This window comes from Pricia sp. (assembly GCF_041745955.1).
GTDB lineage: Bacteria > Bacteroidota > Bacteroidia > Flavobacteriales > Flavobacteriaceae > Pricia.
In genome coordinates, this window is the sequence record NZ_JBGTHY010000204.1 from 39,571 (window position 1) to 51,572 (window position 12,002).

Here is a 12,002-nt window from a genome sequence, read left to right on the forward strand (position 1 = left end):
CTACTTAAGAACTCTTTAACTAATTGTTAACTAATATTAACTTTCTTGGAGGTAATTCTTAAAAGATCTGTAGGAGGGGATGTGTTTATTCGTTTAGATACGATCCAAAGAAATCCTGAATGGGGAATTTAAGATTTAGTGGCGGGGAACTTTACCCTGTACCCCTTTGAAGAACGCTGCGTAAACCGCAAAATCCGAGGGTTTATCGTCCGATGTATACTGGGGTTCCGATACTTTAATCTGTTTTTTGCCAAAATCGAAGGCAACCATTACAATTGGGACCTTGGCCGTCTTCGCGATGTAGTAGAATCCGGTTTTCCATTGGCCCACTTTTTTTCGGGTACCTTCCGGGGACAGGGCCAAGCGAAATTTTTCCCTATCCTTAAAAATTTTGGCGGTGGCGGTAACGGTATCGCTGCTCTTGCTACGATCGATCGGCGCGCCGCCGGTCCATCGAAAAAACCATCCGAAAGGGGAGTCGAAAAGGCTTTTTTTACCGATAAAATTGATCTGTTCGTTCCAGACCTTCCGAATCAGAAGGGCCAGAAAAAAATCGATCCAGCTGGTGTGGGGTACGACGATGATTACGAATTTATCGAGGTGGCCGGGAAAGGTACCGATCAACTTCCAGCCCAGCAGTTTGAAGTAGGTGAATCGGGCGAGTTTTTGCATGGAAAACCTATATCTTTCGGTAAATAGTTTCCAATTTTTCGGGTGTAATGACTTTGCGCCAATCCTTACCAAGGGCATTTTCCCAGAGCGGCACCATGCCCATGGCGACCGAGATCATGGTATCGAACTCATTGTCGTCGAGGTTGGCGCAAATACCCGTTGGTAATTCAATATTGTGCTTTTGGCTCATCGTGTTGAACAAGGCTACCCCTTCGGGATAAAACTCCTCCAGATGTTGAAAAACAAGGCAATTGCCTATTCCGTGCCTTACGCCCAGCAGAAAACCAAGGCCGTAGCTCATGGCGTGCGCCACACCGACTTGGGAATAGGCGATGCTCATGCCGCCGTGCCACGAGGCCATCATCAGTTTATCGCGGCTTTCCGCCGGTTCGAGCTCTTCTAAAAAGACTTCTTTACAGAGCTCTAAGGCTTTTTCGCCATAACTTTGGCTGAAGGCGTTGAGATAGGTACCCTTAAGGGATTCGATACAGTGTATAAAACAGTCCATACCCGTGTAAAACCATTGTGATTTGCAGACACCCTTGGTCAAGTCCGGGTCAAGTAACGCCTGATCGAATGTGGTGTAATCGGAGTTGATACCCAATTTCTTTTCCGGCCCCAATAGCACCGTAGTCCTTGACACTTCCGCCCCAGTACCGCTGATGGTCGGGATACCGGCGTGGTATAGGGAAGGTTTATTCACCAGATCCCAGCCCTGATACTCATCAGCCCTTCCGGTATTGGTCATCATGATGGAGACTGCTTTGGACAAATCAAGCACGGTACCTCCACCAATGCCTACAATACCGGAGGGAAGTTCATCAAAATCGTTTTGGATCTTTTTTACGAGCGCATCCACCTGTGTCGTTCTTGGTTCCACATCTGCGGAGATAAAAATAAGCTGGTCGTTGAAGATGCAGGGAATTCTGGCGGCCAGTTCCTTTTTCTCAAAAACATCGTCCACCAAAAAAATAAAAGGGGCATCGGAATGTTTTCTTTGGGACATCAGGATGTCTCCCAACTGATCGAAACATCCCCTACCGAATACCACAAAGGGCACCATTGGAAAGTTTTTAAACTTCCTTTTGGTGCCTGGAACGGACATGGGTATCGCAGCAATATCTCTTTTTAACTCCATAAATTTACTTCAAATAGGCCAGTATATCCTGCAATCTACTAATTTTTAAGTAATTGTAGCCGTTTTCCTTAATTGACACTTCTTCATGCTTCCACGTGGTGTGAAACGGAACGTGTACCGCCTGTGCCCCTATACCAAGCAAGGGCAGGACATCGGATTTCAGGGAATTCCCGATCATCAAAAACTCCCCGACCCCGATTTGCAAATGGTTTAGCAAATGTAGGTAGTTTTCTTCTTTCTTATCGCTTAAAACCTCGACATGATGAAAATATTCGGAAAGACCGGAACGTTCCAATTTTCGTTCCTGATCCAATAAATCCCCTTTTGTCAAAACGATCAACCGGTATTTATCCTTCAACGTACTTAAAACGTCGGGCACCCCTTGCAACAATTCCACAGGCTGATCCAACATCTTTTTACCTAGATCCAATATTTCTAAAATCGTTGCCTGCGAAACCTGGTTGTTCGAGATTTCAAGGGCCGATTCAACCATGGACAACATAAATCCCTTCACGCCGTAGCCATAGAGTTCCAGATTTTTGATTTCCTTCTTGAACAGTTCCTGATCGATCGTGTTCTTGGTCTCATAGCCTTCCAACAGGGCTGCAAAGGCCTCCTCGGTTTGCCTAAAATAGGTTTCGTTGACCCAAAGGGTGTCGTCGGCATCGAACCCGATGACCTTAATGTTACTAAAATCTACTTCCATGCCTCTTGCGCTCTTTTCAGGTCTTCCGGGGTATCGATCTCTATGCCCGAGACGTTCGTTTCAACCATCTTGATTTTTTTTCCGTACTCCAAATAGCGGATGGCCTCGATTTTTTCGGTAGCTTCCAACGCCAGCATCGGCAAGCGCTGGAAATCCATCAACGCCCTTTTCCGGAAAGCATAGATGCCCTTATGCTTATAATAGGTAGCGTCAATTTCTTGATTTCTGGGATAGGGGATCGGGGAGCGTGAAAAATACAACGCGAAATTCCGGTTATCTACGATGACCTTGACCGTATTGGGATTGGCGATTTCTTGCTTATCCGTAATCTTTACCATAAGGGAGGCCAAATCGATTTCCCGATTCGGATCGCTGCGGAACACCTCTAAAACACCTGCCAAGCTCGCACGATCGGTAAAAGGTTCGTCGCCCTGTACGTTAACGATGATGTCGACATCCAAATCCGCTACAGCCTCGGCAATGCGGTCGCTGCCGCACTCATGTTCCCTTTGGCTCATCAGGGCTTCGCCCCCGGCTTCGGTTATGGTATCGAATATTACGGCACTATCCGTAACTACATAGACCGAATCGAAAAGTTCCGTTCTAACTGCGGCTTCATAGGTACGCAAAATCACGGGCTTGCCGGAAAGATCTTGCATCAACTTGGCCGGAAAGCGGGATGCCGCGTAGCGGGCGGGAATCATGGCGATTATCTTCACTGGGGAATTATTGATTATTGATTGATAATTATAGGTTGGAGGTTGCAGTTCATTGTCCATTCACTCTCGGCCTTATTTTCCTATATATCCTAAAAATGATAAACAGGATGATGATGACCAACACCGCTGCAACTATAGGCGCAAAAATGGAAGCGGCGGCAACTACAATGGCCGTACCGGTCTCCACGGTGGAAACCAAGGGGTTGGCCAATCCCCCCGTTGTGGCAGTAGAGGCAACCCGGCCTGCGGCATTGGCTCCTTTTATGGCGGTCGCCGTGCCTCCGCCTGCGATTATCGCTAGCGACCAGGTGATTACCGGATCGAGGTTGGCTACCGTCGATACCATGACGGCCGTACCGGCGATGGCCGCCAAAGGCACTGCAAAACTATCCAAAAGATGGTCCACCCAAGGAATAAAATAGGCGAAAATTTCAACTACCGTGGCAACACCTAGGACGATGACCGCTGCAAGACTACCGATCCATTGCCAGCTATCGTTCAGTTCCCAAAGTCCGGAATACGAGGCCAAGCTCAATGCGAACAGGGGCAAGAAGACGCGGAAGCCTACGGAGGCGGCGAGGCCTATACCTAAAAATATGCTGATAATAGTTTCGGAGGTCATTTTTTAAAACTCAAATTCAAATATCAAATACAAATTCAAGGTTCAATCGCTACTTCGTAGCTGTTTAAGGTTCAAAATTATTTTTTTCATTGAACTTTAAACCTGCCAAAGGCAGAATTAAACCTTGAATAATTCACTTCCGTTTGTTTTATGTCCAATATCCACGAATTTAAATCATTCCCCCCCAACAAAAAAATCGCTCTTGAATCCGATCAGGAACAACTGTTTTTTGGCGCGGGTAACGGCGGTATAAAGCCAGCGCAGGTATTCTTTGTCCACCCCATTGGGCAGATAGGGTTGTTCTACGAAAACCGTATCCCACTGTCCTCCTTGCGATTTATGACAGGTTATGGCATACGAGAACTTTACCTGTAAGGCATTAAAGTACTTATTGTTCTTTACGGATTGGAATTTTTTGTATTTGGATTTCTCTTCGGCGTAGTCCATCATCACTTCTTGGTACAATCGGTTACCGTCTTCATAGGACAATGAGGCGGTAACCGCCATTACAGTGTCCAATAGCAGCACGGTCTCCAAGGGTTTTTGATTGGGATAATCGACCATTTTCACAAGCACCTCGGCAAAGCGGAATCCGTATAAATTCTTGATGGCGAAAATTTCTAGGACTTCGATAATATCCCCATTGGCGATAAATCCGGCTTCGGACTTGGGTTCCAACCAAAAATAATTGTTCTTGACGACCATCATATAATCGCCTACGGCCAATTCGTTTTCCAGAAACAGTATCCGGCTGCGGATGCTCTCATTGTACAAATTCGCCCTTTTGTTCGAACGGACGATAAAAGCCGTCTCTTCCTTCCCATTTTCAGCGTAGGAAGAATCGATGGCTTCCTGTATTTCGTAACCGTCCACCAACCTGACGATATCCTTGAAGGGATCGACATCGAACTTGAAGGCTTCACAAAATCCATTTTGCAATTGCTCGCGAAGCAGGGTCGCATTGACCAGTATTCCCGAGTCTTCCGCTTGGCGCACCACCTCGTCCAATTCCAGTTTGATGACTTCCTTATTATAGTTCAGACGTAACTTATCGGCATCCAAGGCAGGACTTAAATCCAGGTGCACGGGAGGCAATTGTGCGGTATCCCCTATTAAAATCAGTTTACAGTTATGACCGGAGTACACGTACATCAATAAGTCATCCAACAGGGAACCGTTCCCAAAAAGTTTTGAATCGCTCGGCGCATCGGGAATCATCGACGCCTCATCAACAATGAAGATAGTATCGCGGTGCTTGTTTGGCGCCAACTCGAAATGTATGGCCCCTCCCCGCTGTTTTTTGGGAAAATATATTTTTCTGTGGATGGTAAACGCCTGTTTGTTCGCGTAGTTCGCCATGACCTTGGCCGCCCTTCCCGTTGGTGCCATTAGCACGGACTTTTGGGTCGTTTTCCAGAGACTGTTGACCAGAGTACCGACCAAGGTCGTTTTTCCGGTACCGGCAAATCCCTTTAACAAAAACACCTTGTCCTTATCCTTGGAAAGTATATATCCCGCAAATTTTTGTAGCGCCACCGATTGCTTCGGGGTAGGCTCATGGGGGAATTTATCCTTTAATATATTGTAAAAAGAAGTTTCGGTCAATGAAGCCATAGCGGCAAAGATAATGAACTCCGACGGACTTCCGATATTCCCTACTTTGCAAGGAACGATACATAGTTTAAGGGCGTCATCGGAACAAAAAATCCGCCTTTTAACTGTTTGGATTAAGGACAGTACCAAAGCGGAAAAAAGTCACAATCGGTATTTTTGGGTCAAAAACTTTTACGATTGAAAAAAAATTGTAGATTTGTGTTAGGGGCTGTTGCAAATTAAATTGGGATAAACGAATTGTGCGTCCCGATTTTTACAACGTAGGCTCTTAACCACTAAATTTAATAACACTAAGAAATGAAAACCGTAATTCAAATCGTACTTTGGATAGTTTGTATAGGCTTGGGCTATCTTATCTATCAATCCGTTACAGGACCCATCCGCTTTAATGAAGTAAAACAGGAGCGTTTTGCGCAGGTAATTGCAAAGTTAAAGGATATCCGTGCTGCTCAGGAAGCCTACAAAACGGTCAACCGAAGATATGCCAAAGACTTCAATAGCCTGATCAAATTTATCGATACGGCAAATTACACCATCACCCAACAAAGGGATTCGTCATATATGGAATATGACAAGACCTATCAGATCGATATGTTGAAGGAGGTCAGGCTCATCGATACCTTGGGTACGGTGTCCGTAAAGGATTCCCTCTTCGGGGAAGACGGACGTTATAAGAACCTTGCCAAAGTACCTGGCGCGGAAGGTGATGCAGAATTTCAAATGGAGGCCAACGTAGTTAATAAAAGTGGCTTTCAAGCCCAAGTGTTCGAGGCCAAGGTCGAAAAAAAGGTGGTGCTATACGATCAGCCCAAAACCCTTTTGGATAACGAAAACTCACAAATCGGTGTGGACGAGGTGAACGGAAACTGGATCACGGTCGGATCACTTTCCGAAGTCAGTACCAGCGGAAATTGGCCACCTATCTATGACGGAAGAGGAGATCAACAATAATAGGGGCATCCCAGTGGAAAATCATACTAAATTGTCCATTCAGGTCAGCTTGAATGGACTTTCTTTTTGTATTCTGGATACTACCGGGCATACCGTGATCCAGTCCGAAAGCGTGGTTTTTGCGAAACAGCTTACCCCTTATGCCATCCTAAAACGATTGCAACAGCTTTTTCAGGAGCATAAGATAGACCAAAGCCAGTTTCCTGAAATTGTCGTGGTACATCGGAACAACCTGTTCGGGTTCGTGCCAGCGCATTTTTTTGATACCGGTGAATTGGCCAACTACGTAAAGTTCAACACCAAGATACTGGCCAATGACCACATAGCCTACGATGAAATACACCCTTTCGGTCTTGTCAATGTATATGTTCCCTTTGTGAACATCAATAATTACATTTATGGACTTTTCGGCGCGTTTACCTTTAAACATCACGGCACCGTAATGGTTGAATCGCTGCTGAACAAGCACACCCGGTTGCGCAGCGAACCGATTCACCTGGCTGATAGGCAGGTCCATGGCAAAGAACCGGTCTGCTATGTGTATGTTTTCGAACGACAGATGGATGTTACCGTCATCGGCCAGAACAAACTACTGCTGTACAACAATTTTAGTTTCGTCACCAAAGAAGATTTTCTATACTACCTACTCTTTACCCTAGAGCAGCTGCAACTTGATACCGCGTCCATCACCGTTAAACTTTTCGGCGATATCGAGGAAGATGACGATATCTATGAGCTGTGTTACCAGTATATACGAAACGTGGCCATTTTCGCTCCTCACGCCCTAGCGTATTCTCTGCCGGATTCACACAAAGAAAGCATTGATTTCACAGTACTAAACGCCCTTTGATGCGCATCATATCCGGTCGATTCAAGAGTAAACGCATTTCGGCGCCTAAAAAACTGCCCGTACGCCCCACTACCGACATGGCCAAGGAGGCCCTTTTCAACATCTTGAACAATCGCTACTATTTTGCGGATATTTCGGTCATCGACCTTTTTGCAGGCACTGGCAACATCAGTTACGAATTTGCCTCAAGAGGCACGGAACATATCACCACTGTGGATGCCGATTCGGGATGCATACGTTTTATCGATAGTATTTCGGAGGAAATGGACTTGGGTATTACGACTTTCAAAAGTGATGTTTTCGATTATTTGGAAAAATCGACTGCCAAAGCGGATATTATTTTTGCAGACCCGTTCTACGATATGGTCGAGAAGGATTTCGAAAAAATGGTGGGATTGGTATTCGAGCGGAACCTGCTACTGGAAAATGGCACTTTGATCATAGAACACACCAGCCGGATGGATCTGTCACGGCTCGATCACTTTAGCGAGACGCGAAAGTACGGGGGGAGTTCTTTTAGTTTTTTTAATAAAAGCAGGCCATAAGCCGGATTCTGTGCTACACAGAGAGCGTAGCCCCTATCATTTATCTAGGCCTTTGGTTGCCCAAAGGCTCTAACCGCCTACCCATCGGCTCGGACGTGCAGCCCTCGAACACCGATTTACATGACGTTTCACCACATAGAGTTTACCTGATTTCACTACAGCATAACCTGTACATTCTTTCTGTTGCACTGGTCCGTCCCGATGTAGCATCGGGAGACGGGTGTTACCCGCTATGCCGCACTATGGTGTCCGGACTTTCCTCGTTGACCGCTAAGGTCACCGCGATAGGGCGGCCTGCTTATGGCAAAGGTAGCCCAATTGTTGATAAAAAAGGATTTAATCCCCTTGAAATACCCTTGTAGAAGGCTGGCTATTTTTATATTTGCAACAAACAAGCCCAGTGGAACACTTTATCGTATCGGCACGGAAATACAGACCCCAGACCTTCAAGGATGTAGTGGGGCAAGAGGCTATTACCAATACCCTCACCAATGCGATCGAACAACACCATTTGGCCCAAGCCCTACTGTTCTGTGGCCCCCGTGGGGTAGGTAAGACTACCTGCGCGCGGATCTTGGCCAAACAGATCAACCAAGACGGTACCGAGCAAAAAAAAGATGAGGATTTTGCCTTTAACATTTTTGAACTGGATGCCGCTTCGAACAACTCCGTCGACGATATCCGGAACCTGACCGATCAGGTCCGTATTCCCCCACAGGTCGGCAAATACAAAGTGTACATCATCGACGAGGTACATATGTTATCGCAATCCGCTTTCAATGCCTTTTTAAAGACCTTGGAAGAGCCTCCGAAACATGCCATTTTTATTTTGGCCACCACCGAGAAGCATAAAATCATACCGACAATATTATCCCGCTGTCAAATATTCGACTTTAAAAGGATTACGGTCAATGATGCGGCGGAATACCTGAAATACATCGCCAAGGAACAAGGGGTCGAGGCCGAGGACGATGCCCTGCATATCATCGCCCAAAAAGCGGATGGTGCCATGCGCGATGCCCTCTCCATTTTTGACCGGGTCGTCAGTTTTTCAGGAAAGCAACTGACCCGAAAAGCGGTTACCGAAAACCTCAACGTACTCGATTACGATACCTATTTTTCCGCGACCGACCTTATTTTGCAGCATCATATTCCCGACCTATTATTACTTTTCAACAAGACCTTGTCCCTTGGCTTCGACGGCCACCATTTTATAAGCGGACTGGCATCGCATTTCCGCGACCTCATGGTATGCCAACATCAGGCCACCATAGCCTTGCTGGAAGTAGGCGATACTGCCAAAGCACGTTATTTAGAGCAATCCAAGAAGACCGCCAACCCCTTTCTTCTGAAGGCTTTGGATCTGGCCAACGATTGCGACCTAAAATACAAGACCAGCAAGAACCAGCGGCTTTTGGTCGAGCTTACGCTAATGAAATTGGCCTCCATCGATTTCGATGGGCAAAAAAAAAATCCTGAATACCTAGCATCCGGTGGTTCTGGGGTTGACACTATTGTTCCCGCTTCCTATTTTAAAGATAGAAAAAATGGGAATAGTGCGGAAAATCAGGAAAAAGACACTCAAATCGCTGCCAATGAATCGGTAAAGCAAGCTACGGAAGAGGAAAAAAACGACAAGGAAGTTGCCGTCAATGCGCCCCAAGCGCAAATTACGGAGCAATCTGAAAAGCACACCGAAGTTGCAGCCAATGAAACGTCGGAACAAATTAATGAGATCCGGGTAGAGCGCACGCAAGATGTTTTCAATGAATCCCATGTTCAGACTGCCGAACCCTCGTTAAAAACAGAAATCAAAAAGGCCGATCCCCTAAAAAAAATACAACTTGATTTGGCTTCCAAGAGGGTCTCGGCCCTATCCATTTCAAGCCTTAAAGCAAAAAAAGAGCATCAACTCTCAAAAAAAGACGAAAAAATCGACGAAAGTCAGTTGCCCAATGAGGCCTTTACCGAAGAAGAAATGCAAAAGCATTGGGCAGATTTCGTGGAAAAAATATATGGCGATGGCCAGAAAATATTAGCTTCGAGCCTTACCACCGATGTACCCAAAATGTTCGACAAAACCACTATCTGGATAGAACTGCCCAACGACACCATGAAAAAAGAGGTAGAAAGGGAACAATACGACCTGATGGTACATCTCAAACACCAGTTAAAAAACCACTTCATATCCCTACGTATTACCGTAAACGAAGAGACCGCCAAAAAGTTCGCCTTTACCCCCGAGGAGAAGTATGAAAAATTACGGGAGAAAAATCCCGTTATTGACCTGTTGCGACAGACTTTTGATTTGGATTTGTGATATTCAGTGTTACGTTAAGCTAAAAGCGTTTTTTGTAACGAATCCTCAGCGCATACACCAAAAACACCGCAGAAGCAATGAGCAACCCACAAGCCTCTCGCCCACGTTCGATGTTTACGATATCCCCCGCACCGATTTCAAAGCCCTCAAAAGTTTCGGGCCATGATATGAAACCTCCGATCAAATAGGCCAAGCATAAAAGGGCGGCGGCTATATGGGGCAAGCGACCGAGTACGAACAATAATGATCCCAGCGCGGCCACCCCGTAAATGGTATACCATAACAGGGCATCGGGGTCGTTGTTTTGCAGATAACCTGACCACGTGAACAGTATTGTAAAAATGACTGCGAAGATTTTAAAGAAAGTTTTCATAGGATTCAAATTGTAGCGCTTACAGGTCCATCAAAAAATCTTTTGGTTTATGGCACGGAATATAGGCAAATTATCGTCTAACCTGATCAACTATTTCACAATATGCGCCTCCAAAATTCCAAAAACATCCGTCGCATCGATTTCATCCTTAAAGTCGGCGGTAGTGTCGTTGGTAATCAGGATTGGGTAATCGGCTTTGTCTTCCGGGACGCGCCCGTGAGAACCTTTTATCAGGGTGGCATCCAAGGGGATGATGTCCAAAACGGTCCTAAAACCTAGTTTCTTTTTTAGCAGCTTTCCCCCTACTTTCGCCATCACCAGATAATCTTTCGGGTCGGTCAGCATTTCAACGGGATCGTATCCAGGTTTTTTATGGATGTCTACCATACGGGCATAGTCGGGTGCTTTGGCATCGTCGAGCCAAAAATAGTAGGTAAACCATGAATCGGCATCCGCAAGCAGCACTAGGTCGCCGCAGCGTTCGTGGTTCAGACCGGCTGCTATGATCGCTTCGCCGGAAAGCACTTTTTCTATGCCCGAAACGGTTTCGAGCAAGGCTTTTACTTCTGGTTTAACAGACAGATCTTTTAGGTACACATGTGCAATCTGGTGATCGGCCACGGCAAATGCTTGGCTAGCACCGGCATCTAATAATTCCAATCCCCTTTCCACACGAATCGCCAAGAAGCCCTTTGAACGTAAAATCCGATTTAAATGAATGGGATTTTTAACGTCGGTGATTCCGTATTCGGATAATAATATGATGTTCGTATCCCTTTTTTGAAAGTGTTCGACCAGTTGCTTTACCACACCATCGATTTCCTTGAGATCTTTTTTGATTTTCTGGAAATCGATACCATGGCGTTGCAGGTTGTAATCCAAATGGGGCAGATATACCAAAGATAGGGTCGGATTATGAATTTGATCGGTGCGTATGGCGGCATCGGCAATCCATTTACTGGCTTTGATGGAGGTTTTCGGCCCCCAAAAATTGAACAACGGAAACTGGCCCAATTCCGTTTGTAGGGTATCCCGCAATTCCGCAGGATGGGAATAGATATCGGGGATTTTACGTCCGTCGGCCAAATAATTGGGCCGTGGAGTTACCGCATACTCGGCTGTGGAATACATGTTGTACCACCAGAACATATTGGCGCAGGTAAAATGGGGATCCGCCTTCTGAAGCTTTTCCCAAATCTTTTCCCCCTGTACCAGTTTGTTGGATTGCCGCCAGAATTTCACCTCGCATTCGTCCTTAAAATACCATCCATTCCCGACGATGCCATGCTCTGAAGGCAGTTTGCCGGTCAGATACGTGGACTGCGCCGAACAGGTAACGGCCGGTAGTACGGGATGGATGTAGGCGGATTTGCCCTTTTTCAAAAAAGATTCGATAAAGGGGGTATGCTCACCGATAAGGCGTTGGGTGAGGCCCACCACATTTATGACTACAGTTTTTTTCATGAATAGGGTTCTAGGGGGCTGTTCAAAA

General features: G+C 46.0%; 12 protein-coding genes, 1 other RNA gene and 1 pseudogene. 4 read left to right on the forward strand and 10 right to left on the reverse strand.

Annotation, left to right across the window (positions count from 1 at the left end; genetic code table 11):
* Positions 1–135 precede the first annotated feature (135 nt).
* The 6 genes from ACEW8S_RS07245 to ACEW8S_RS07270 all read right to left on the reverse strand — a co-directional run bounded on the left by ACEW8S_RS07245 (position 136) and on the right by ACEW8S_RS07270 (position 5,471).
* On the reverse strand, positions 136–672 hold the full coding sequence (locus ACEW8S_RS07245; RefSeq protein ID WP_373517498.1) for a 1-acyl-sn-glycerol-3-phosphate acyltransferase: 537 nt from the start codon (positions 670–672) through the stop codon (positions 136–138).
* 7 nt (positions 673–679) lie between these two features.
* A complete protein-coding gene (locus ACEW8S_RS07250) occupies positions 680–1,810 on the reverse strand; it encodes an iron-containing alcohol dehydrogenase family protein (RefSeq protein WP_373517499.1) in 1,131 nt (376 codons plus the stop codon).
* A gap of 4 nt (positions 1,811–1,814) precedes the next feature.
* The gene (locus ACEW8S_RS07255; protein WP_373517500.1) at positions 1,815–2,516 is read right to left on the reverse strand and encodes an HAD family hydrolase; all 702 of its coding nucleotides are present in this window, start codon (positions 2,514–2,516) and stop codon (positions 1,815–1,817) included.
* The gene (kdsB, locus tag ACEW8S_RS07260) at positions 2,507–3,220 is read right to left on the reverse strand and encodes a 3-deoxy-manno-octulosonate cytidylyltransferase (RefSeq protein WP_373517509.1); all 714 of its coding nucleotides are present in this window, start codon (positions 3,218–3,220) and stop codon (positions 2,507–2,509) included. The genes ACEW8S_RS07255 and kdsB overlap by 10 nt, the downstream gene beginning before the upstream one ends.
* Before the next feature lie 64 nt (positions 3,221–3,284).
* Positions 3,285–3,857, reverse strand: coding sequence for a DUF4126 domain-containing protein (locus ACEW8S_RS07265; protein WP_373517501.1), 573 nt, complete (start codon positions 3,855–3,857; stop codon positions 3,285–3,287).
* A 174-nt stretch (positions 3,858–4,031) separates the two neighbouring features.
* Positions 4,032–5,471, reverse strand: coding sequence for an ATP-dependent RecD-like DNA helicase (locus ACEW8S_RS07270; RefSeq protein WP_373517502.1), 1,440 nt, complete (start codon positions 5,469–5,471; stop codon positions 4,032–4,034).
* A gap of 297 nt (positions 5,472–5,768) precedes the next feature.
* Between ACEW8S_RS07270 and ACEW8S_RS07275 the strand changes: the two genes are divergently transcribed.
* Together ACEW8S_RS07275 and ACEW8S_RS07280 are read left to right on the forward strand one after the other, a co-directional pair.
* Complete coding sequence (locus tag ACEW8S_RS07275) at positions 5,769–6,422, forward strand: hypothetical protein (RefSeq protein WP_373517503.1); 654 nt, start codon at positions 5,769–5,771, stop codon at positions 6,420–6,422.
* Positions 6,397–7,272, forward strand: a complete 876-nt coding sequence (locus ACEW8S_RS07280; RefSeq protein WP_373517504.1) for a DUF3822 family protein — start codon at positions 6,397–6,399, stop codon at positions 7,270–7,272. Before ACEW8S_RS07275 ends, ACEW8S_RS07280 begins: the two co-directional genes overlap by 26 nt.
* On the opposite strand, the gene ACEW8S_RS07285 is transcribed toward ACEW8S_RS07280, so the two are convergent.
* Positions 7,250–7,384 carry a hypothetical protein gene (locus tag ACEW8S_RS07285; RefSeq protein WP_373517505.1) on the reverse strand — a complete coding sequence of 45 codons (135 nt, stop codon included), beginning with the start codon at positions 7,382–7,384 and terminating at the stop codon, positions 7,250–7,252. The genes ACEW8S_RS07280 and ACEW8S_RS07285 overlap by 23 nt on opposite strands.
* On the opposite strand from ACEW8S_RS07285, the pseudogene ACEW8S_RS07290 reads away from it, so the two are divergent.
* Positions 7,326–7,739: pseudogene (locus tag ACEW8S_RS07290) on the forward strand (RsmD family RNA methyltransferase); the annotation flags it as partial. The gene ACEW8S_RS07285 and the pseudogene ACEW8S_RS07290 overlap by 59 nt on opposite strands.
* 60 nt (positions 7,740–7,799) lie before the next feature.
* On the opposite strand, the gene rnpB reads toward ACEW8S_RS07290, so the two are convergent.
* Positions 7,800–8,118, reverse strand: an RNA gene (rnpB, locus tag ACEW8S_RS07295) — RNase P RNA component class A.
* A 99-nt stretch (positions 8,119–8,217) separates the two neighbouring features.
* Here rnpB and ACEW8S_RS07300 point away from each other — a divergent pair.
* The gene (locus ACEW8S_RS07300) at positions 8,218–10,137 is read left to right on the forward strand and encodes a DNA polymerase III subunit gamma/tau (protein ID WP_373517506.1); all 1,920 of its coding nucleotides are present in this window, start codon (positions 8,218–8,220) and stop codon (positions 10,135–10,137) included.
* Between the two features lie 19 nt (positions 10,138–10,156).
* On the opposite strand, the gene ACEW8S_RS07305 is transcribed toward ACEW8S_RS07300, so the two are convergent.
* Positions 10,157–10,510 carry a transmembrane 220 family protein gene (locus tag ACEW8S_RS07305; RefSeq protein WP_373517507.1) on the reverse strand — a complete coding sequence of 118 codons (354 nt, stop codon included), beginning with the start codon at positions 10,508–10,510 and terminating at the stop codon, positions 10,157–10,159.
* 90 nt (positions 10,511–10,600) lie between these two features.
* Positions 10,601–12,002, reverse strand: a 1,402-nt coding sequence (locus ACEW8S_RS07310) for an alkaline phosphatase family protein (protein ID WP_373517508.1), incomplete at its 5' end; no start/stop codon positions are given.